Annotated in this window: 20 protein-coding genes; 11 read left to right on the forward strand and 9 right to left on the reverse strand. The window is 47.3% G+C overall.

What is annotated here, in order from left to right:
• Window positions 1-6 precede the first annotated feature (6 nt).
• The 5 genes from GO003_RS08730 to GO003_RS08750 form a co-directional block, all read right to left on the reverse strand.
• Window positions 7-585 (reverse strand): peroxiredoxin, encoded by a 579-nt coding sequence (locus tag GO003_RS08730; RefSeq protein WP_159659333.1) that lies wholly within the window; start codon window positions 583-585, stop codon window positions 7-9.
• Between the two features lie 12 nt (window positions 586-597).
• Window positions 598-984 (reverse strand): hypothetical protein, encoded by a 387-nt coding sequence (locus GO003_RS08735; protein ID WP_159659334.1) that lies wholly within the window; start codon window positions 982-984, stop codon window positions 598-600.
• 290 nt (window positions 985-1,274) lie between these two features.
• Complete coding sequence (locus tag GO003_RS08740; protein ID WP_159659335.1) at window positions 1,275-2,741, reverse strand: DUF1501 domain-containing protein; 1,467 nt, start codon at window positions 2,739-2,741, stop codon at window positions 1,275-1,277.
• A gap of 33 nt (window positions 2,742-2,774) precedes the next feature.
• Window positions 2,775-5,120, reverse strand: a complete 2,346-nt coding sequence (locus tag GO003_RS08745; RefSeq protein ID WP_159659336.1) for a DUF1549 and DUF1553 domain-containing protein — start codon at window positions 5,118-5,120, stop codon at window positions 2,775-2,777.
• Window positions 5,121-5,205: 85 nt separating this feature from the next.
• On the reverse strand, window positions 5,206-5,679 hold the full coding sequence (locus tag GO003_RS08750) for a rhodanese-like domain-containing protein (protein ID WP_159659337.1): 474 nt from the start codon (window positions 5,677-5,679) through the stop codon (window positions 5,206-5,208).
• A 571-nt stretch (window positions 5,680-6,250) separates the two neighbouring features.
• On the opposite strand from GO003_RS08750, the gene GO003_RS08755 reads away from it, so the two are divergent.
• From GO003_RS08755 to GO003_RS08785, 7 genes are all read left to right on the forward strand, one after another.
• Entirely contained in the window at window positions 6,251-6,724 is a 474-nt protein-coding gene (locus tag GO003_RS08755) for a (2Fe-2S)-binding protein (protein WP_159659338.1), read from the forward strand.
• Window positions 6,721-8,976, forward strand: a complete 2,256-nt coding sequence (locus GO003_RS08760; RefSeq protein WP_159659339.1) for a xanthine dehydrogenase family protein molybdopterin-binding subunit — start codon at window positions 6,721-6,723, stop codon at window positions 8,974-8,976. The genes GO003_RS08755 and GO003_RS08760 overlap by 4 nt, the downstream gene beginning before the upstream one ends.
• Window positions 8,977-9,008: 32 nt before the next feature.
• Complete coding sequence (locus tag GO003_RS08765; RefSeq protein WP_159659340.1) at window positions 9,009-10,118, forward strand: XdhC family protein; 1,110 nt, start codon at window positions 9,009-9,011, stop codon at window positions 10,116-10,118.
• 108 nt (window positions 10,119-10,226) lie between these two features.
• On the forward strand, window positions 10,227-10,904 hold the full coding sequence (locus tag GO003_RS08770; protein ID WP_159659341.1) for a class II glutamine amidotransferase: 678 nt from the start codon (window positions 10,227-10,229) through the stop codon (window positions 10,902-10,904).
• A 462-nt stretch (window positions 10,905-11,366) separates the two neighbouring features.
• Entirely contained in the window at window positions 11,367-13,418 is a 2,052-nt protein-coding gene (locus tag GO003_RS08775; protein WP_206444824.1) for an arylsulfatase, read from the forward strand.
• Window positions 13,418-14,452 carry an SUMF1/EgtB/PvdO family nonheme iron enzyme gene (locus GO003_RS08780; protein ID WP_159659342.1) on the forward strand — a complete coding sequence of 345 codons (1,035 nt, stop codon included), beginning with the start codon at window positions 13,418-13,420 and terminating at the stop codon, window positions 14,450-14,452. The genes GO003_RS08775 and GO003_RS08780 overlap by 1 nt, the downstream gene beginning before the upstream one ends.
• The gene (locus tag GO003_RS08785; RefSeq protein ID WP_159659343.1) at window positions 14,449-15,432 is read left to right on the forward strand and encodes a YkgJ family cysteine cluster protein; all 984 of its coding nucleotides are present in this window, start codon (window positions 14,449-14,451) and stop codon (window positions 15,430-15,432) included. Before GO003_RS08780 ends, GO003_RS08785 begins: the two co-directional genes overlap by 4 nt.
• A 69-nt stretch (window positions 15,433-15,501) precedes the next feature.
• Here GO003_RS08785 and GO003_RS08790 read toward each other — a convergent pair whose 3' ends face one another.
• Both GO003_RS08790 and GO003_RS08795 read right to left on the reverse strand, forming a co-directional pair.
• Window positions 15,502-15,789 carry a hypothetical protein gene (locus GO003_RS08790; RefSeq protein WP_159659344.1) on the reverse strand — a complete coding sequence of 96 codons (288 nt, stop codon included), beginning with the start codon at window positions 15,787-15,789 and terminating at the stop codon, window positions 15,502-15,504.
• A gap of 164 nt (window positions 15,790-15,953) precedes the next feature.
• Window positions 15,954-16,244, reverse strand: a complete 291-nt coding sequence (locus GO003_RS08795) for a hypothetical protein (protein ID WP_231088892.1) — start codon at window positions 16,242-16,244, stop codon at window positions 15,954-15,956.
• Window positions 16,245-16,702: 458 nt separating this feature from the next.
• On the opposite strand from GO003_RS08795, the gene GO003_RS08800 reads away from it, so the two are divergent.
• Entirely contained in the window at window positions 16,703-17,491 is a 789-nt protein-coding gene (locus GO003_RS08800; protein WP_159659345.1) for a rhodanese-like domain-containing protein, read from the forward strand.
• Window positions 17,492-17,807: 316 nt separating this feature from the next.
• Here GO003_RS08800 and GO003_RS08805 read toward each other — a convergent pair whose 3' ends face one another.
• Window positions 17,808-18,023 carry a hypothetical protein gene (locus GO003_RS08805; RefSeq protein WP_159659346.1) on the reverse strand — a complete coding sequence of 72 codons (216 nt, stop codon included), beginning with the start codon at window positions 18,021-18,023 and terminating at the stop codon, window positions 17,808-17,810.
• 491 nt (window positions 18,024-18,514) lie between these two features.
• On the opposite strand from GO003_RS08805, the gene GO003_RS08810 reads away from it, so the two are divergent.
• Together GO003_RS08810 and GO003_RS08815 are read left to right on the forward strand one after the other, a co-directional pair.
• Window positions 18,515-19,624 carry a sigma-54 interaction domain-containing protein gene (locus tag GO003_RS08810; RefSeq protein WP_305629223.1) on the forward strand — a complete coding sequence of 370 codons (1,110 nt, stop codon included), beginning with the start codon at window positions 18,515-18,517 and terminating at the stop codon, window positions 19,622-19,624.
• A 99-nt stretch (window positions 19,625-19,723) separates the two neighbouring features.
• Entirely contained in the window at window positions 19,724-20,077 is a 354-nt protein-coding gene (locus GO003_RS08815; protein WP_159659347.1) for a hypothetical protein, read from the forward strand.
• Between the two features lie 65 nt (window positions 20,078-20,142).
• Here GO003_RS08815 and GO003_RS08820 read toward each other — a convergent pair whose 3' ends face one another.
• Window positions 20,143-20,718: a DVUA0089 family protein gene (locus GO003_RS08820; protein ID WP_159659348.1), complete on the reverse strand. Its 576-nt coding sequence runs from the start codon at window positions 20,716-20,718 to the stop codon at window positions 20,143-20,145.
• 947 nt (window positions 20,719-21,665) lie between these two features.
• On the opposite strand from GO003_RS08820, the gene GO003_RS08825 reads away from it, so the two are divergent.
• Complete coding sequence (locus tag GO003_RS08825; RefSeq protein ID WP_231088893.1) at window positions 21,666-23,045, forward strand: TolC family protein; 1,380 nt, start codon at window positions 21,666-21,668, stop codon at window positions 23,043-23,045.
• The last annotated feature ends 1 nt before the right edge of the window (window position 23,046 follow it).

Raw genomic sequence — 23,046 nt, forward strand, 5'->3', positions numbered from 1 at the left:
TTATGTTTACTTTGCAGTGCTATGCTTTAGAACAATTTCCAGTGCTTTTTCAACGTTTTCGACAGGCTTTAATTCGCCTATTGTCGAAACGATTTGCCCGTCTGGCGTCACCACAAAAGTTGTTCGCTCCGCAAAGCCATGATCAATCGGTTGGCCGCGCGAATCGGTCTTTCCGGGTTGCGCCTCTCTAACCGTCAGATCATACGATTTGGCAATGGCGCCGTCCGCATCAGACACAATCGGAAATTTACCCGCGCAAAAGTCGGGATCGGCTGAAAACTCGTTAAGCCTTTCTATGCTGTCCAAGGATACTCCAACCACACTCGCACCGGCAGCCGAGAATTGTTCATGTTTGACGGCAAATGTATGGGCTTGAATATTGCAGCCTCCGGTGTAGGCGGATGGATAAAAGTAGACCACGACTGTGCCTTTCTTCAGCGCGTCCTTCAATGAATAGACATGATCCTTGCCGGCCAGCGATGCCTTGGCTTGGAAATCGGGTGCTTTATCGCCTTCTTTTAGGGCTGCAAAGCAGGGCAGGGTAATCGCCGCCGATAACAGGCAGCCGTATATTACGGTTTTCATTCCAAGGGTCCTTTAAAGTGGTTTGTAGGTGTCGTGGCACGCTTTGTCGCATTCCTGAGAAAACTTGATGGCTTCATTGGATGCAGACTCAAAATCACGTGCTTGTAAGTAATTGGCAATGTTGTTCGCCATATCCTGGTACTGTTTAGCATCATCAACCGCATCTTGTGCATCCCCTCGATTTTCGAAATAGCCTTGAACCATTGATAAGGATTGTTTCAGTTCTCCGGCTAATGCAATCCCGGCATCGACTTCCTGATTGACAATATTGGCTTGTAACTCATGGGTGTTATCGTCAATCGACTCCATCAATTCTTCAAAATCAAATTCTGCTTCGGCAAAGACCACAGGACTGGTCAGAGCCAGAATAATTCCAAAATTTATAATCAACTTTTGCATGGCAATTGCTTTCCAGCGTCGCAGTCTTAGAACCCTTTATATTCTTAGTTCCACTTTGTCAGTATTAATGAACGACGTTTTACATGACTTCATACCTGCTTGGATATTTGGAAATCCCCGCGGCAATGTCGAACGTTCCTTCCGGGTTAGCTGACAAAGAAGAATCAGTTTGAATGGGTTATGGTTAAAATGAGATTGTTCATTTGCAGTGATCATGCTGAATACGAAGGCCGGGTTTTAAACACTGGCAGATAAGACGTTGCCCAAACCCGGCGTTTGTGTTCAATTCCTCAGGCGATCAGTTCCTTGATCACTTTTCCGTAGACCACGGTAGGCCGTTCGGATCGGCCTTGATGCTTGTATATCGTTTTCAAGTGATCCAGGCCCAACTGATTCAAAACGGTTGCGTGTAAGTCAAAGGTATCGACTTCTTTGCCTTTTTCCGCCTGCAGACCGATTGCATCGGTGGAGCCATGCGTGTAACCCGCTTTAACGCCACCACCCGCCAGCCATTGAGTATATCCCCATGGGTTGTGGTCGCGTCCGTCTCCGGATTCGCTCCATGAGGTTCTGCCGAATTCCGATGTCCATACGACTAAAGTGGTATCCAGCAAGCCCTGAGCTTTCAAATCGGCCAGCAGGCCGGCAATGGGCTTGTCGACGATGCGGGCGTGTTTGCTGTGATTTTCCTCAATATTGGCGTGGGCATCCCAGTCACGGCTGTCACCATTAACTTCAGTGGGACCGGATACTACCTGAATAAAGCGTACGCCTCTCTCGGTCAGTCGTCTTGCGCGTAATAACAACTCCCCATAGTTTTTGGTTGCTTCATCATTCAGGCCATACAATTCCTTGGTGGCTTCGGACTCCTTGCTGAAATCGACTGCCTCCGGTGCCGTTTCTTGCATGCGGTAGGCCAATTCATAGGATTCGGTCCTGGCTTGAAGTTCAGTGTCCACCGGATAGCGGGCGGCATGTTTTTGATTCAGGCGTTTCAATAGATTCAGGGAGCTTCGTTTTTCGGTTTTAGCTAAATATTCCGGATTATCCAAATGCAAAATAGGTGATGGGCCTGGGCGGAAAGGGGTTCCTTGATAGACGGCCGGCAGAAAGCCGGAACTCCAATTGGTTACACCGCCTCGAGGCTCTCGTGTATCGTTGTATAAAACCACATAAGCAGGCAAGTTTGGATTAGCCGTGCCCAGTGCATATTGAACCCAGGCACCTAATGTGGGTCTGCCGGGATTTAAGCCACCTGAATTCAATTTCATGATCGAAATGTCATGCGTCGCGCCGACTGTGACGCTGGATTTGATAAAAGCCAGATCATCGGCATGCCGAGCTAGATTGGGCAGCAAATCAGAAAACCAGGCGCCGCTTTCGCCGTGCTGCTTCCACTTTCGATTGGTCGCGATCAATTTGGTGGCACCTCCTCGCGTACTGGTTTTGATGCCCTTCAGAAATGAATCTGGCACCCCTTTACCCGCCAGTTTGATCAATTCGGGCTTGTAATCGTAAAGATCTAGTGTACTGGGGGCGCCAGCCATGTGAAGCCAGATGACGGTTTTGGCTTTGGCCGCAAAATGCGGTGCCTTGGGCGCCAGCGGATTGTCGCCGGTTGCTGCATTGAGCAGTTCATCGGCAAATGCGCTGGAGATCATGCCGCCACCGGGTAATAAGCCGCTGGCGGCCAATCCTAAACCCCCTAAGCCATAACCGGATTTTAATAAAAACTCTCTGCGTGAAGTGTTGCTCATGATTGATACCTCTTGTACTTGAATGGGTTAGTGTTAGAACCGGTATATGACTTCATTCGAATTGACGACGGCATGAACCAGATCGACAAACGCAGCAGCCCTCAAGGGATTAGTCAGCTGATTGTCATTGAGGCCGGTAGGGACATTGACCTCAAACTTGCCGGACGTTGTTTTTTCTTGAATGATCTTTGACTGATCCTCCAGAAACCCTTGCAAAGCCTCTTTTTCGCCTTCATCAGGGTTACGCGCCAGCAAAATTTGATAGAGTCTGTCGATCTGATCCGACTCATCGCTACCCGCTTCGTTGATGATTCTTCCGGCCAAGGCTTTGGACCAATCAAAAATGATTTCGCTATTGAATAATGTCAACGCTTGCAGCGGCGAAGTGGTAATTTCCCGTTTACTATGTGCTTCCTGAGGCGATGCCATGTTGAAAGACTCCAGGATCGGATAAGGAATGCTTCGCCGGGTAAAGATATACAAGCTGCGGCGGTTATGATCTTTTGAATCTTTCGACGTTTTCCAGAAAGGGTCATTGTTGACGGCGTTGCCGACATCGTATTTCACATTGATTGCACCCGGAAGCGGAGGATAGACACTGGGCCCGCCTATCTTGTCTTCAAGCTTACCTGCAGCAACCAGCAAGGAATCGCGCACTTGCTCGGCTTCCAGGCGCTGGCGAGGAAATACCGCCAATAATTTGTTTTCCGGGTCAGTTTGGTTAACCTCTTCACGGTATTCGGAACTTTGACGATAAACACTGGACAACAAAATTTCCTTGTGCAGTTTTTTGATGCTCCAACCGTCATTGACGAACTTGCTGGCCAGATAATCCAGTAATTCAGGATTGCTCGGCTTTTGTCCAGCCTTGCCGAAATCACTGACCGTTTCTACGATGCCGCGACCGAAATACTGATCCCATACGCGATTGACGTAAACACGCGGCGTTAAAGGGTTGGATGCACTGGTCAGCCATTTAACCAAAGCGGAACGGCGGCCCGATGAAAAATTCAACGGTTTGATATCGGGTTTTTCGTCAGTGATTGCGGCAGGGAAAGCTGGCTGAACTTCTTCCAATGGATTTTCATGATCACCTCCGGCTAATACAAAAGTCGGCGGCACATCGTTGTATCCCAGTTCGGTAATGGCTGAAATAGAACTGGAGCTGGTAGCGGGTTTGAGATCATCCCATTTTTTAAGTTCTTTGCTGAGTTTCTCCAATTCCTCCCATTGTTCAGCAATTTTCTTGTCATAAGACTTTGGATCGGTACTCTCACCTCTGTATTGAAAGTAGGTCATCAAGTCGCGATCGGTTGTGACGTTGGTCAATCGATGATTGACCCAGCGATCCAAAGGTGTCCATTGGTCTTTGGGTTTGAAGATGGCCTCCCGGCTGTCGGTAAGATAGCGTTCTTTGTGATATTTGAGTGCCGTTTCTCTTTGCGTGTCTACGATCGCTTTTATTTTGGAGCGTATATCTTTGGTGGCTTCATCGTATTTTGCCCGTTGTTGGTCCCAGTCTTTTTCAATTTCGCCTTTGGTAGCCGGGATATTGTCTACTGCACTGATGTTTGCGAAGAAAGACTGCAGCGAGAAATAATCCTTTTGGCTGATCTTATCGAACTTGTGGTTATGGCAGCGGGCACATTCCACGGTTTGCCCCAGTACGACTTTACCAACCGTGTCGGTGATATCGGTAGTAATCTGGTATCTTCTCTGCACCAAATCGCGCGAGTTACTGTTATCGGGAAACTGCGCCATAAAACCTGTTGCGATTAATGCCAGTTCATCCCCAGGCCACAATTCATCGCCAGCCAGCTGTTCCTGTATAAAGCGGCTATAGGGTTTGTCCTGATTGAAGGAATTAATGACATAATCGCGATAACGCCACATGTTCAACCGGTCACTATCATTCTGGAAACCTGAACTATCGGCATACCTTGCCAGATCCAGCCATTTTCTACCTTGCCGTTCGCCATATTTAGGTGAAGCCAGCAAACGATCTACCAGTTGTTCATAGGCGTCATCGGAATCGTCTTCGACAAATGCCTGAACTTCTTCAGGAGTAGGGATGACACCTAATACATCCAGATAAATTCTGCGTACCAGTGTTGACCGATCGGCTTCGGGTGACGGATCAAGTCCTTTCTTTTCCAGCTGTTCCAGGATAAAGGTATCTATCGGTGTTTTAGCCCATTCGTCATTATTGACCGAGGGAATAGCCGGATGTTTGACAGGCTGATAAGACCATAGTTTTGATTTGCCGGACTTTTGTGTTTTGACTTCGCTCTTACTGTCTTGATCGTCCAATGCCTGGACATCTAAAGTCATCCCGGCCGCAAGCGCGCATACGACGGCGAGATATAATTTCTTTTTCATTGTCATACTCCAAAAATAAAATCTTTGTGAATTTCTTTAATCCGGCCTAAGCATCTAACGATCAGATGCAGTGGGCGGGAAGAATTCATTGAATTGACGCTTGAGGGTTAGGCGTGGAAGGTGCGATTTTTATTAATTTTCCACCTTCTTCCTCATAGTATTTAGCGCCCAGCCAGCCAGCGACTTTGAAACCTTTGCCGGCAAGTAAATCTGCTGATTTTCCGGAGCGACCGGCATGATTGGAAACGGTAACGATAGATCTATCCTTGGGTATAAACGCCAGATGATTTTCCAATTCCGTTGCTTGAATATTCAGATACACCTGAAACCCTCCAACTGAAGCAATCTCATCGGGTCGTCTTAGGTCGATAATCAACAACTGATCAGGCTTGGCAAGCAATTCATCGAGCTTGGCTCGGTTGATCTGCGGTGCTTTGGGTTTGTATTGTTCACTGGCAGCAGGTGCGGCGGCGGCTTGATCGGCAGTTCCATGTGTGGCCCCAAAGGCGGTGGGGGTGAAGACAAACATCAGTAGTAATAGTTTTGATAATGCGTTCATGATTCTCTCTGATTTAGTAGGTTAAGCATTCCGGATGACTGTAATCGGGGTTTACTATCCTCACTTACTACAAAAGTCGTGCCAATTATTAAAAAATGGAGCTTAATGAGATAATTTGAACGTCAACACACCGTGCCATCTTACTTGTGGAGCTGGTGTGATCCATGCCTCTTCATGCTGCCTGCCAGGATTGACGCAGGTCCTGACCTCCTGCTTTGCTGAAAATACAGCAGCCTGTGAACAAAAGGTGTCATTAATTCAGCAGATACAGTGGGCTATTAGTTTCGGCCTCCTGGCTATTGGAAGGAGAGGTAGTGATTATTCAGGAATTAAAGATGAGTCTCTGAAATTCCCAATACGGTACAAATTTTGCTCATTGAATTTCTGTCCCTTACCTTAAGCCATGAACTGTTCTCTATAAAGGGTTCCAGCGGCTACCTTTGCGGTTTAATCAGCAAACCTACACCACGCAGACTGTCTGGTGTGAATCAATGGCTTAGTTGTCCCACGGGACTTTTAAACTTAAGGAAAAGTGACGCAATCAAACACACTGGGAGCATCCACTTAACTCATGAGCGAATTTATACTCAACATAAACGGCATCGTGCAAACCACTGATGTTGCCCCTGATACCCCTTTGTTATGGGTGTTGCGGGATCACTTAAAGCTGGTCGGGACAAAATTCGGTTGCGGTATCGGCCAATGCGGTGCCTGCACGGTCCATATCAATGGCGCGCCTGCTCGTGCCTGCCTGACCTCTGTCGACAGCGTGGGACAAAGCCGTATCACCACCATAGAAGGACTGGATGCCAACGGCGCGCATCCTTTGCAACAGGCCTGGCAAGAACTTGATGTCCCGCAATGCGGCTATTGTCAGGCAGGACAAATAATGACTGCTGCGGCACTGCTGAAGAAAAGCCCAAATCCTTCCGATGATGAAATTGATAAGGCGCTGGCAGGCAATCTGTGCCGCTGCGGGACTTATCTAAGAATTCGTGCCGGTATACACCGCGCTGCAGAAATTTCTGCTCAGGAGGCAATATGAGTGGTGCTAATGAATTAGAAAATGCAAGTCGTCGTGATTTTTTACGTAAGACCGTTATGACAGGTGGGGGGTTGATTCTCGGTTTATACCTCGATAGGTCAGGCCGTTCAGCTGAGACAGTCGCGAAACCCTCTTCAGTTTCAGATGCAGGAGAATTCATACCCAATGCGTTTATTCGCATTGCCCCAAACGGCACAGTAACCTTGATCAGCAAGCAACCCGAAATCGGCCAAGGTATCAAGACGTCATTGCCCATGGTGATCGCAGAAGAGTTGGAGGTCAATTGGCAGGATGTGGTTATCATTCAGGGTGATCTCGATCCGGTATACGGCAGCCAAAGTGCCGGAGGTTCGCGTTCTACGCCCACTAATTATGATGAGTTTCATAGACTCGGAGCGACTGCGCGAACTATGCTCATCCAGGCCGCTGCTGAGACGTGGCAGGTGTCTGCTGACGATCTCATCGCCAGAGATAGCGCTGTTCATCATCCCGCCAGTGGAAGACATCTAAGCTATGGACAATTGGCTACCAATGCCGCTACCTTGAAGGTTCCCTTAGCTGAATCGATCCGGTTAAAGGACCCCAAAACCTATAAACTGTTGGGTACGCGAATAGGCGGTGTCGATAATCCCGGTATTGTGACCGGCAAACCCTTATTCGGTATTGATGTGCAGTTGCCTGGTTTGTTGTATGCCGTTTACGTGAAGTCTCCTGCTTTCGGTGGCAAGGTTGTCAGTGCAAATCTGGATAAGGTCAAGTCATTACCCGGCGTCCGCGATGTGTTTATTATTGAGGGAGGTAACAATCTCAAGGGATTGCTGTCGGGTGTTGCTGTCGTGGCTGATTCAACCTGGGCAGCATTCAGTGCCCGCAAACAATTGGAAGTCATCTGGGATGAAGGATCTGTCGCGACCCAAAGTTGGGCCGGTTTTACCGCAACAGCCCGTGATCGCTCCAAACAGCCCGGTACCGATATCCTGCGCAATGACGGTGAAGTTGAACTCGCGCTCAAGCAGTCTGCTAAAACGGTTGAAGCAGCCTATAGCTATCCTTTCATTTCGCATGCCAGCATAGAGCCTCAGAACTGCACGGCCTGGTATAAGGACGGTGCAATCGAAATTTGGGCTCCAACGCAAAATCCCGAAGCGGGCCAGAAAATAGTATCGGAAACGCTAGGAATACCCAAAGACAAAATCACGTTACACATCACTAGAAGCGGCGGTGGCTTCGGTCGGCGGCTGATTCCCGATTACATTATCGAAGCGGCAGCGATTGCGCTGCGGGTAGTTGGACCTGTCAAACTCACCTGGAGCCGAGAAGATGATTTGCGTCATGATCAGTTTCGTGCCGGCGGGTTTCATTTTCTGCGTGCAGGCATCGACGAAAAAGGCAAACTGATTGCCTGGCATAATCATTTTGTAACCTTTGCCAATCAGGTTGTCGTGGATGGCGCGCCAAAACTTGAACTAGGCAGCGGCGCCAATCTGTCCGGCGATGAGTTTCCTGGTCGCTGGATAGAAAACTGCCGCTTAGAGCAAACGCCTTTAGAATGCGGAATTCCTATGGGACCTTGGCGCGCGCCTCGCAGCAATGTCTTCGCCTGGGTGTTTCACAGTTTTATCGATGAACTCGCGCATGCTGCAGGACGCGATCCTCTGGAATTTCGTTTGGAAATACTGGGTGACAAAGGGTTTTTACCAGGAACCGGAGAACAGGGTATTCCCTATGATGTCAACCGAATGAAGCACGTGTTGCAGCATGTTGCCGAACAGGCTGAATGGGGTAAGAAAGAATTCCCGCGCGGAAAGGGGCAGGGCATTGCCTTTCATTTCAGTCATCGGGGCTATATCGCTCAGGTCGCCGAGGTCACGGTTTCCAAACAAGGCAAACTCAAAGTGGATCGCGTGACGGTCTCTACCGATATAGGCGCTCAAATTGTCAATTTAAGTGGAGCTGAAAATCAGGTGCAAGGATCTGTTGTCGATGGCCTGGGTGCATTGATGTTTCAGGAATTAAATATCGAAAACGGCCGTATCGTGCAAAGCAATTTCGACACTTATCCGATGATCCGAATCGAAGGTGCGCCGACCAAAATCGGCGTCCATTTTCTCAAAACCGATAACCCTGTAACCGGGTTGGGCGAACCGGCCTTGCCGCCCCTGGCGCCGGCGGTTTGCAACGCAATTTTTGCCGCTATCGGCATACGCGTACGGCAACTTCCGCTAATTAAAACCGACCTCCGTTGGAGTTGAGTAGTAGTGTAATAATGACATTGGGAACCAACATGTCCAATAGGAATCAGCATCTCATCAATGCCTACCGGCAACTCAGCCGACAAGCCGATCACTCTGTGCTCGCAACCATCATCGAAACCTCTGGTTCAACCTATCAAAAAGCAGGTGCTCGAATGTTGATCAGCGAAACCGGCGAGTTGCAGGGCTTACTGGGTGGCGGCTGTTTCGAGCGCGATCTGGTCGAGCAAGCTCGGTCGGTGTTTGAAACCGGCCGGGCGAAAATAGCTTCTTACGACATGCGCGCCCCGGACGATATCATTTGGGGGTTGGGCTTGGGTTGTAATGGCGCCGTGAAAATTTTACTGCAGCATTTGAAGGCGGAAGACGATTACTTTCCGCTGAATTGTATTGCCGATATTGCCGAAACCGGGGCTTCCGGGATTCTGGTCAGCGTTTTCGAATCCAGTCACACGAATTTTCCGGTCGGGCTTAACCAGTTTCTGCCTGCGTCGATAACCGATGAACCGGTCGGGGATGACCCTTTTTCGGCAACGGCATCTCTCTCGGTATTACAGCAAAAACCGCATATCGAGACGCATGTAATAAGCGGTCAAACCATCAAAGCCTTTTACGAGCCGCTTACGCCGCCTTGGCATCTGCTGATCTTGGGGGCAGGCCCTGATGCGGCACCTTTGGTGCAATGCGCCAAGGCCCTCGGCTGGCGAGTCACCTTGGCGGATCATAGGCCCGGCCTTTTACAACACGCGCGTTTTCCGGAGGCAGATCGTTTGCTCCATTGCCACCCCGAGGACATTCACAACGAAACGGCTTTGAACCAATTCAATGCGCTGGTATTGATGACGCACAATATCGAATACGATCTGCGCTATCTTAAATCGCTTGTGGACAGTGTCATCCCCATTATCGGGCTGCTGGGACCCGGCCACCGCCGAGACAAACTCTTGCAAAGCCTTGGCGACAGGTCTTCGCGGATAGCAAGTCGGGTGTTCGGCCCGGTCGGCCTGGATATTGGCGCCCAAACGCCGGAAGAAATTGCTTTGTCTATAATGGCCGGTATTCATGCGGATTTGAATGGCCGAACCGGACTTCAGCTAAGCCGTAAGATTTCTACTGCCGATAACCATGAATGCTGCCTTTGACAAGTGTTTCCGTAATTGCTTTGGCCGACGGCATGTCTCATCTCATTGTACTTGCCTACCGACCGTTTATTGTTTTTGACCCTTGCTCGTCAAGAGGAGTTATTCACCATGTGCTTGATTATCCATAAACCGAAAGGTGTTGATGTCCCGCTGGAACTGTTGCGCTCGGCAATACACTACAACCGCGACGGCTTTGGCGTCATGGCATTTTCCGGTCGACAAACGCTTACCGTCAAACGTCATCGGAAGGCCTGCCTTGCATCGCTGTATCGAATATACCATAGCGTAGCCGAGCATGAATGCGTGATTCATTTAAGACTTAAAACCCGGGGAAATGTCACAGTCAAGAATCTGCATCCATTTCGCGTCGCGCCGAAAGTTTATATGGCACATAACGGCACATTGGACGTGCCTTGTCGCATTGAGGGTCGATCCGATAGTTGGCATGCCGCGAACGATTATATGGCTCCGATATTACAAAAAGATCCTGGCATTCTTCATGATCAGGAATTTTTAGGGCAATTGGAAAACTGGATAGGTCCGGATAACCGATTGGTATTCATGGATGCGCATCAAGGCAAAACCGTTATCGTCAACCGCAACAAGGGTATTGAGTTCAATGGCTTATGGTTAAGTAACACCCGCTGGTTCGATGCCGATCGCTTCGGGCTCCCGCAACAAGAGCGCATCATGCCTGGAGTCCAGGCCCTTCCATTGACCCCTCCGCCATTTTTGAAACCCCAAACCGATGTGTCACTCAATCGGCAAATAATATGCGGCCATTAATGCCTTCGGCGACCTCGATTTATCCGCGTCGTCACGTTTCGAACCAGCAAGGGGGCGAAACATTGGCTCTTGCATGACTTGATGTCGTTTTGCGATGTCTTGTACGTTATCTTCGAAATCTCCGAAAATCCATCCTGCGCAACGGCAATGGGTGACAAAACATCTTCAGCCCATTCGCGCTCCGTTTCCCAGGTTCTCAGCGCCGGAATGTGACAAAGCCGAACTTAATTTCCCATTTTTCTGAATAATTCGACTCGTCCTGTGTTGTTTGGTCAACACTGATCCAGCAGGCAATGTTGAATTCATAGCAGCGATAGCGCAACTAACCCTCACCAACCTGCATTTTATGGATAATTAAACTTGGCATGATAAATGAGAGATAACTATGCCAAGGCTCGAATTGGTCTGATCGAGAACAATCGGAACAAATTTGGGTTTCAATCATTTGACAGAGTGAAAGTTATGAAAAATAAAATCATTAGAAGTTCCGAACAGTTGTACGGGTCCAATCGGCGACGACAGATATCGGACGCAGATTCCTTGATCTCTAGTGAGAAAGCGGTTACTCCCCCGTACAGCAAAACCATGCTTTCTCTCGGCATGGCCATTTCTCTTGCAGCGTTATCAGGCGTCTCGGCGGCGGACGACAATGCCAAATCTGCTTCATTAGCCGGTTCAAAGCCCAATATTTTGTACATCGTCGCCGACGATCTGGGTTATTCCGATATCAGTGCTTTCGGCGGCGAAATAAGCACCCCCAATCTCGATGCCTTGGTAAAAAACGGACGCATTCTGACCAATTACCATACATCCACCGTATGTGCCGTAACCCGGGCAATGCTTTATTCCGGAACCGACCACCACTTGGTCGGTTTAGGGACGATGGGAGCGCCTAACGACGAGCGCCGTGGATTGCCGGGTTACGAGGGATACCTCAATAACAATGCATTAAGTATTGCCGAACTGCTTAAAGACGGGGGATACCATACCTATATCGCAGGCAAATGGCATCTGGGCTCGCTGATCAATTCAAACCAAAACAAAACCCCCGACCAATGGGGATTCGAACGCTCTTATACTTTACTGGGCGGAGCGCTGGGCAATCATTTCGGTGGTATCACGGCCCAAAGCAGATCTTTTACGGAAAACGGACAGTTCATCACGGTACCGGCTACCGATGCTAACGGCGAACCTTGGTATGACACGAACGCCTTTACGCAAAAGCTGATCAGCTATATCGACGAAAACATAGGGGACGGCAAACCTTTTGCGGCGTTTGCTACTTACACTTCACCCCATTGGCCATTGCAGGTACCCGAGCCTTGGCTGAATCAGTATGCCGGTCAATATGACGTGGGCTATGACGAAATTCGCAATCGTCGGTTGTTGCGTCAAAAACAGCTCGGTCTGGTACCTAACGATTATATTCATCCCAGTGACCCGCTACCCAACACACTTACCGCGTCGGCCGCCACGCCCAACAATAATACGGCGAGCGCGAGTTACATCAATGCCGATACGGTACAGCAAGGCATTACCGAAAACGTCGATTACGGTCCGGGCAGAGTCAATCCCGACTGGGACAGCCTGACGCCGGAGGAAAGGAAAACGCAAGCCAGATACATGGAAATCTATGCTGGAATGGTATCGCATCTGGACTACAACATCGGCCTGCTGATCCAACATCTTAAAGACATTGGCCAATACGATAACACCTTCATTGTATTTCATTCTGATAACGGCGCTGATGGTTGGCCTCTTTCGGCCGCGCAAGAAAGGCTAAATCAGCAAAACTTTGATAGTTTGGGTAAAGATCAACGACTGAGACCGGCCGGCACACCGGCAACCAGTGTGTATTATGGCTTACGATGGGCTGAAGTCGGCTCTACGCCATTCAGGTTGAGTAAAGGCTTCACGACCGAGGGAGGCCATTCAGTGCCTACCATCGTGCGGTTGCCAGGTCAAACCCAGCAATATCCGACCTTACGTACATTATTCCACATCTCGGATTCGGCACCGACCTTACTGGAATTGGCCGGTATCCCTCAGCCGTCTACTCCGTCCGCCGTTTCTGGCGTCAACGGCCAACCGCTGGTCAGTTACAAAGGGCGAAATGTCTATCCGATCACCGGTTTGTCGCTGCTCAGTCATTTGGAAACCGGTAGCGATTTAGGGCCGTTGAAAACCGATAAAGATGGCAAAAAACAACATGGACAGGGCTATTTGCGTGATGCCAAAGGTAAAATTGAGCCTCTGCATACCGAACCGGTCGGCGAAGAGCAATACGGTAGAGCTTATTTATATAGCGGCAAATGGAAGGCTGTCTGGAATGAGCCTCCCTACGGACCGATTGACGGCCACTGGCAGCTTTACGATATCGAGAAAGACAGAGCCGAAACGAACGACTTATCGGCTGAGCATCCCGACGTCGTGGCAGAGCTTTACCAGGCATGGAAAGATTATCTCTATGCATCGGGCGGCGTAAATCCAAAAAGACCGCGCGGTTACTACTAATGCTTTTAGGACAAAAATCCTGGAATGACGCCGGCCATGCCGGCGTCGTTTTAATGTTGGCCGTCTTAACCTTAACAGTCGTTTCGGGTTGTGCTCATAATGACAGGAAAGTCTCTTTAGGTTCCAAGGAACTCTGCGTAAGCTATTCAGGTCTCCCTGACAATTGGTTGAGCGATACTCATGCAGGGATGAGGTATCTCGAAGGCGGTGAATTTATTCTGGGAACCACTTTGGGGTATGAGGAAGAACGTCAGGAAGTCAAAACAAGCGTCCGCGGCTTTTGGATCGACCAGACCGAAGTCACCGTCGCCCAGTTTGCCACCTTTGTCAAGGCGACCGGTTACGTCACGGAAGGAGAACGCGAAGGTGGCGGATTGGTTTTCAGTCAGCCGGATGCAGCCGAATTGAGGCAAAGGCCTTACTCGTGGTGGCGCTACGTTAAAGGAGCGAATTGGCGGCAACCGTCGGGTCAAAGTAGTTCTGCCGCCCCAAATCAACCGGTTACGTTGATCACCCTGGAGGATGCCAAAGCTTATGCCGAATGGTTGGGTCGCGATCTACCCACCGAAGCCGAATGGGAATATGCAGCCAAAGCCGGTTACTCGGGGGCTGAGTTGGAAAAAGAGCCCCGTGACGCATCAGGACAACCGCGTGCCAATTACTGGCAAGGAACGTTCCCTACCCAAAACATTACCGAAGACGGTTATGCCGGATTGGCGCCGGTAGGCTGCTATTCAGCCAACGAATTCAATCTTTATGACATGATCGGAAATGCTTGGGAACAAACCCGGGACATTTACAGTGAATCTCATCAGATGAATTCGAATAGCCATGGTTCGGAGCATGACCTCAAGCCTGACCGGCTCATGGTCATCAAAGGGGGGTCTCATCTTTGCGGACGCGATTTCTGTGTGCGTTACCGTCCTTCAGCCCGCGAGGGGCATGAAGCCAATCTCCCTATTTCCCACATCGGTTTTCGGACGGTGTCGAGGCGCAATGATTCGGTAGCCGCGTTACCGGTATTGAAACAATGATGTCCCTGGCTTTGCAAAAGATTTCCAGCGAAACGGTTTCGTTTCAATGCAATGCTTGCGGAAAGTGTTGCAACAGTGCGCCGTTACTGAGTTTAAAAGAACTGTTCCATCATCAGCACCTGTTCGTCGGCAGTCTGGCACTGCGAAAAATAAAGTGTAATAACGCCGGTGACAATCTGTATGCGGCGGAAGCCGTCCACGTCTTATCCGAACAGGATGCTCAACTATTGGAGTCGCTGGCTGAAGCTCAGTTTTTCAAAATACCTTCTGCCGATAATTACTATTTATCGATCATGACTCAGGCAATCGATTACGAAACGCTGAAACGCTGCCCCGCGTTGACTGAAGACAACAGATGCAGTATTCACGATAATCGTAAGCCGACTGTTTGCAGCATGGTTCCATTTGATTCGACCTATCCCGACTCCCTGCAAAATATAGTTTTGTTGAGCCGGCAATACGATGCGGATTGTATCGTCGGCGGCACACGCGAGGGTTTTGATATCGTTATAAAAGACCGGACCATAGTCAACGACCGGTACCGTAAAGCGCTCGAACAGAGACGCGATGACTTGAGTACTGAAAAACAGATATGGGGACAGACCGTATTTGAATTACTTAAACCGGAATTATTCGGCAATCCGATCACAAGCGTGCGAATACCCGGCGACGAAGGCTTGCTATCGTTATCGATCGTTCCGGTTTTAATGGTGCTCGCCGGGCTCTCGGAAAAATGCAAAGCCCGTTGCATCAATTACGTTGATAGCCAAATCGCTTTACTTGAAAAAATGATCGCTCAAGCACTGATCAGAAAATCGACGGAGGACAAACCAACGACCCGGGAATTCCGTTCGTTTTTAACGCACTACTTGAAATTAAAAAGCCAACTCGGCGAAGAAAAACAATCCTTTTACAATTTACCTGCAAATGAGGAGACGAGGGACCTTGCAAATCGTGCCGAAAATTATTTGGAACTCTAAGGGCTTTAGCGCTGGGTCTGATATAAATTCCTGATTTAACGAGGTAATGCGGATTCGCTAACTGGCAATTTAAATGCGAAGGGTAGGGTAGACCGAGGTTGCATCCTTTGGCCCGATCATAACTTCGGGGCGTTGACGGTTCGCTATCGTGAAACCCGTTGTACGGACAGGGTCATAATTGCAGGCGTAAAACGGCCCAAAAGAGATGAATAGTGATTGGTATTCAAAGACGAGTAAAGGCGACATAGCGGTCTTCCAACGTAAAGAAATCAAGTCAAAAAATACACCTGATGTAAAAATCGATCGACGGTAGGGCGTTTTTTGCGATAGCAAAACGCCCATATTTTTCAAAGTCATGGCGGATTGCCTGGCTGAGCCAACCCCCCGTAATCCGTTAAGGTTTTGATTTTCAATGTGGCGGATTGCTATCGCGAATCCGCCCTACGGCCCTACGGCCCTCGCAAGATCAAGACTAAGTTCATAGACATGAAAAGTGGATGCTGCTCCAGGCTGTATCAGGTTCAATCTGCGGCAAAGCAATAGAAATAGCCATTACCGCCGGTATTGATCAGATTTTCCTGACTACAACCACGGCTGTCGTGCGAGGAGTTCCATGAAACATTACCTCCGGTAGCGCCGCGATTGGTCCGGTCGGAATGGCCTACTCGTACACTACCTTCGCCGCTAGAAGTGTAGTTCTTACAGGTATGATCGGCAGCATCTCTATAGGCTCTGCCATCAGGCTTCGAGCCAGTGATGATATCGTGCTGATTGGGCGTCCCCCCCCACTGCGCCAATATGATCTGAAACACCTACCCTTCGGAAATTAGAATATAAAGGTAGGTCAGAATATGCAGATGTCCGCTTTGAACTATATTGAAAATTGCTGCATTATCAACACTAATTGAACAACCGATGCGGTTTTAGCAACACCCCCTGAGATTACTTTCACTAAATAAAACTTTGATTGTTGGAAAAGTTTTATTACCTCCCCACATTTAATTCGTTTAAAAGACTGAACAACCAATAGATTTTTATTTTCTTATGTCCTACTCCGTGTATTCGATACCTGTAGGCCTGTCTATGGTTAGATTATTACACTGGCAAGCTTATTGCTTTATTAATATTAAGAGACCTGCTTAAGTTCTCTTACAGAATGGTTTGTTCTTGAATACTGTTTATTTGTACCAAACAAATTGTATTGCGCGCTTATCAGAAATCTTTGTGTGCTTAATTTTTTTGCCCATCACATCATTACAAGAGGTAAAACATGAAACAACACCTTTATAACAGTTTATTAATCGGAATGGGGGCTTTGGCGCTCTTTCAGTCAGTCACTGTGAAAGCTGAAATTTCGGGCAATCGATATGGCAATCCAGTCCTTTATAAATCCGAGATCAGTTCAGCAGAAGCTTGGGAGCTAACCAAGAACAACAAGTCTACCAATGGGAAACTTAAACCGCTTATCCTGGATGTCCGCCGAGTTGAAGAATACGTCAAGGGGCATCCTCCAGGCGCTTTAAGCATCCCATTCCCGCACGTACATAAATCTCCGACCAAAGCTGATGACAATTCATCAGGCTATATTGGATACGATATATCAGAAGATCCGATCGATGTAGGCTTTCAAACCGCCCCAAACTTCAATGATGGCGTAATACCCATCCAGGAATTTACTGATTATGTCGAATCAGTTGTTCCAGATAAAAAAACGCCGCTCTATTTAGTCTGCGCAACCGGATTTAGGAGCGTACAAGCTGGCAATGCCTTAGCCAAGGCCGGATATTCAGAAGTGCGCAATGTATGGGAAGGATGGAATGGACTGCCAAAATTTACGCAAACCAGAGCAGGATTACCTGAATTCAAGATCAATGAGCAAACTGGCGCAATCGAATTTACCAAGCTAGATTTAAACCATGACGGAAAAATCGATGTAAACGACAACGATGGCTGGGCTTTTTATCAAGGTCTACCTGTTGAAACGGCTTTCAAAAAGAAACTTGTTGATCAAAGATTCCTGGATCTCTATCAGGATGAATTGGATAAATTAACGCCTTAAACCCATATGCGAAAGTAATACAGCACTTCTCACTTTTCAAAGTGGAAAGCAGGAAAATAAAGTACTTGATCTTTTACATGGATGTTGTTTGCAATGAAGCGTGTTGATGGTAACTCGGCTGTTAAATTGTTAGTGTTTAACAGCCATTTTTTTTGTCGCCGGGCACTTTTGACAGGAAACCACGAAACCGGAAAAAAGTTTAATACAGATTTCATCATCCCTATGCGTTTATGTTACATAAACAACTCCCGCACAGGAAAATCAGCATACCGCTCCTCAATTCGGCTATTTTCGGTAAGTTATTTTTAACGAAATCCTAACTCTCATCAAAATTATCGGTCAGTTCAAACATTACCGCCAATTGCGATAATGCCAAAAGTTCCAAACCAATACACATAAAGACGATTCCCATCCACAGCCAATCGGATTGATGAGAAAAACACACAATCAAAGCCCCGATTAGAATCAAAAATCCCAGAAACCAGTCTTTGTTAATATTGATCATTACTTCATGTCTGATTGTTTGAATCATTGCTTAACCTATATATCGGCACTTGAAATCTCTATTTTCACATTGATCGATTTTAAGTTCGTCATTCTTACAACGAGCTCACTTCTAATACACAAGCATGATCTACGCCATAATAGCAAAGACTCTAATATTAATAGGCTCCAGCACCCATCAAACTAATTTTCCATCATTGTTTCTGCTGACGACCCAGCAATAACTGTTGATGTTGTGCTTCTTATTAAACACTCTGCCAACAGTAAGGCTTAACTAATTATTAGATAAGCTTATGCCAAATAGTCATTTAAAATTAATTGCTTACACTGTCATAATGGCAATAAATAGGTTTTTAAATAACCACTGTATTTCAACATAGATCAATAGCAAGATTAGATTTTCGCACCCACCCCCTGTCAATTGGTGCATTGATGGGTTAATTCTGATCGACTCTACAGAGCAAAGAATTGATTAAACAATCTTTTTTTTAGATCATAAACACAATATCGAAACCCACTATGTTAAATGACTTCAGAATCAAAGATCAATTCAACAGAGATATGGCGGATAAACAGGAAGAACCGCTGATTACTTTGCCGGATCCGGACTCTCATGCTTTATCTATTCGGGCGACCGCTTTGGTTTTTAATGATCCCGCATCCCGCAAACTTCTACATTACATCGAACGAGTAGCCCCCAGTGACGCCACAGTTTTGATTATTGGCGAAACAGGAACAGGTAAAGAACTGGCTGCTCGCAAAGTGCATAAATTGAGCCACCGCAGCAATGGCCCTTTTGTTGCTGTAAACTGTGGCGCTTTCTCTGAGACGCTCTTGGAAAGTGAGTTATTTGGTCACGAAAAAGGGTCTTTCACTGGCGCAGTAGCTAGCCGGAGCGGCTGGTTCGAATCTGCCAATGGCGGCACCTTGTTTTTGGATGAAATCGGGGACTTACCACTTTCTGCACAGGTCAAAATATTACGTGTTCTGCAGGAAAGAGAAGTTGTCAGAATCGGTTCGCGCCAGCCTATCCCTATCGATGTCAGACTGGTCGCTGCCACCAATGTCGATTTGGCTGCCGCAGTGCATGCAGGTCATTTTCGTGAAGACTTGTATTACCGATTGAATGTCGCTGCTCTGGATTTACTGCCCTTAAGAGAGCGTCCAGGGGACATTTTGCCCTTGGCCAAACATTTTCTGGACCGTTACGGAAAACGCATGGAATTAACTCATGTTGAAATCGCCTCCAGCGCGGAACGAGCACTACTCAATTATTCCTGGCCAGGGAATATTCGTGAACTGGAAAATGTGATCCACCATGCCTTGTTAATTTGTCAAAATGGCCGAGTAACCTCCGCCGACTTACATTTATCGGCTTCGGTTATAAGTTTTTCCAGAAATCAGTCCGGCAATGGCTCTGCGTCTAATTCGCTCAAATCGCTGGAAAACATTCTGGCCGATTTGTATGAACAGCCACTCGACAATCTGTTCGATACCCTTGAAGAAACCATCATACGAACGGCTTATGACTATTGCGAAAACAATCAAGTTCAGACCGCCAATCTATTGGGCATCAGCCGAAATATTTTAAGACACCGGTTGAAGCGATTCGGATTTCTAACGACCTAGAAAGCTAAAAAATACCTGTCAAAAATCAGAAAGAGACAAACAAGAAATAAGCCTGAATCAGCCAAAATCGAGTTAGCATCCACACCACGAGGATAAGCCATGAGTTGCTGTGACGACCCCACCGAACCCCATAAGATTGACCCAAGAGATGTCATTCGCGAACAAGAGCATTACGGTAATCTGGTGCGTGATCTTTTTACCGATGATCCAGAAAAAGTAATTCTGAAACTACTGAAGGAATCCACACCTTATCTCAGAGAACTGGCTGCCTTACGAGCCCACTATCCTTCGGTTAGACTCAAAGCTATCGAACTATTGGATAAAAAAAGCAAGGCGGTACTGGATCAGATTATTGACAAGGAACCTGACTCACCGTTTGCCATTGCTGCAAGAAAGCAATTAGATGATTTAGATCACGAACAGGGATTGCTGGGCAAGTTATTCAACCGTTAAACCGCGCTTTAAAAAAACGGGCGCCCGGAAAGGCGCCCGTTTGATGCGAAACAGCTTATTACTTCCTAAATGGTTTTGCGTTGGCCTAATCTGACTAAACCGACTAAACCACTGAGCAATAACCATATTCCAGCAGGAAGAGGGACTGCGGTTAAATTACTTTGGAATTCAGCTTGCAGTCTGTAAGGAAAATCGGATTCACCGGGAACCGTGAAATCAAGTACGTTATCTCCTGTCCAACCATTGATCGCAGCAATGTAAGTGCCCGGCAAAGACACGGAATACTCCAGGAATGCATCCAATTGAGACCCGGAATCATCATCTTCAGCCAGCAAGATGCCATTTGAATCAAACAAACCAAGAATGGGGTCCGCTCCCGGGGTAAGTAAGCTCAGCTTTAATAGGCCGGGCGAATTGATTTGAAAGCTGTAAAAGTCTGCATCATCATTGTCAACCAAAAATCCGTTGAACAACGACCCCCGAAAGCCGAAAACTTCAATAGCACCCAAACTGCTTAGCTCACCAACAAATTGAGCTTTGTCATAACTGGAATTATCCACCGCTATATCTTCAAATACATTCGCTTGTGCTGTTGAAGCAAATAATGCAAACCCTAAAATTGAAAAGAAACTTATTTTCATTGTAATGTCCCTCGTTAAAGTTAATGAATATTCAGCAGCCTGATTCAACGCACTTTTTGGGCCAAACTTACATGGCTATTACACTATTTTCTCCTGCCTGATCGAAAAAAAGCGTTTGATTCCCAGAAGATGCCTATGTGTTTGCAAGGATGTCAGCAGCATGGATGCTGCCTTCAAGCTCCCATAGACGGACTCAGAGCGATCCTCGACAGACACGCCCGTACCTTTAAGTCGAACGGTTTTCTCAGTACAAGAAGGATTAATTTCACACTGCCGCTATCAACTTAACCTGCTTGCCGTAGGCATAACTCAATCTCGTCGAAATCCAACGCAGCAGGAGTTTTACCCTCTTCCAAAAAGTATTTCTGTCAACGACTCAAAATCAGGAATTAACCGTACTGAAGAAATTTGTAGAGTCAGAAAATTCAGCCTAAATGTTGTTATCTGCGCAGTATTTAACCAAAAGTTGTTGCTCAACAAACAATATCAGCTATCAAATCCAGCTGAAGCCTTGCTATTTCTGGATATTAAACTGGCATGATTATTGACTTGTAATTAGGTTGTTAATGCATTTATTAACACGGCATAGGGAAGGTGATTGTTCAAATTCCGGACGATTAAACGCTTCTCGCTCTCCTCTCCTCCCAGTGGCGAACAGGGTTTAAAAGAAAAGGTTATGAACTATTCCCAAGGAAATGCCGACACTTACACGACTTAATGTCAATTGAAACAAGGCCATTCAATATGAACATGAGACTCGTAGCCATTAACCGACAACCAAGGCTCAATTTGTTCTCATGCTTAATTAAGTCGATTTAACTGAATAGCCGTTAAATCATTTGTCAGGCGTGGATTAATGTAATGACCGGATGCAAACATTTAACCACCCGTCATACCGACCATGCCGAATTGTTTTTCACTTAAGTTAACTATTAAGGACGCGCTTGATGTTTGCCCCTGTTTTCAGGAAGTTGCCGGTTCTTGGTTTCTATTTTATGACGGCATGCAGTGTCACCGAGCCAAACTTCGCCCCACCTGTTAGCCTGCCGGAAACATTCTCGATATCCGGAAGTGCTGCGACACCTGACAAGTGGTGGCAAAGCTTCAACGACCCTGCCCTTAATGATTTAGTCGAGAAAGCCTTGGACCAAAATCTGGATTTAAAGGCGACCTTTGATCGACTGGAACAGGCGAAATCTATTGCAACCAGAACTGGTGCGGAATTAATTCCATCTGTAAGCGGACTCAGCGGCATTAACAATGTAAATAGGAATGGCCCTGACTTAACTTCATCAATGAACGACTTCTCCTTGGCGCTTGCCGCCAGTTACGAGGTCGATCTATGGGGACGGATACGTGCCGGATTCAAAGCGGCAGAATTGGATGTGCAATCCGCAGAGCAAGATATTCATACGGCAGCAATAGCCTTAACCGCTGAAATAGCAGGAATTTGGTATCAGCTGACGGAACAACAAAAACTTTATAGCTTGCTTAGCGAGCAAATTAAAATCAACGAACAATACGCCGATTTGGTCAACGTCAGATTCCGTGGCGGGCAGGCAACAGCAGCCGACGTATATCAACAGATGCAGTTATTGGAAGGGGTAATAGGCGACAGATTTGCAGTTATGGCTTTTATCAGTGTTCTGCAAAATCAGTTGGCCGTTCTTTCAGGACAAGCACCCGGCCAATTCAAAATAAAAGCTTCCGAGGAGTTTCCGGATATCAACGGCTTGCCGACTACCGGATTAACATCTGAGTTTATTCAACGTCGGCCGGATATCAAAAAAGCCTATTTCCGCTTGCAAGCAGCAGATTTGAGAGTGGCTTCAGCAGTTGCCGACCGATTTCCCAAAATCAGTCTGGCCGCGGGAATCACCACAACCGCACCCGACTTGCAGTCCTTTTTTAACAACTGGATGTCGACATTGGCCGGTAATCTGGTAATTCCTATTATTGACGGCTCTCGAAGAGTTGCCGAAGTGGACCGCAATAAAGCGTTAACCGCTGAGGCCTTTAATTTGTATGGGCAAAGAATTTTGCAATCCATTAAAGAGGTAGAGAACGCACTGGCACAAGAAACGCAACAACATCAACGCCTGGAAAGCCTGGAAAAGCAATTGAAATACCTCACTGACGCCAATGCAGATATCTCGATTCGATCTGCGTACGGCGCCTTCGATTTTTTACGCATACTTTCGACGTTGAACAGCTTGCAATCCATGCAGAGAACCATGCTGCGTGCCAAGAAGGAATTAGTCGATTACAGAATCAACTTGTATCGTTCATTGGCCGGTGGTTGGTCAGTTCCGCACTCTCAGTCCTGAT

The organism is Methylicorpusculum oleiharenae (genome assembly GCF_009828925.2).
GTDB classification, from domain to species: Bacteria; Pseudomonadota; Gammaproteobacteria; order Methylococcales; family Methylomonadaceae; genus Methylicorpusculum; species Methylicorpusculum oleiharenae.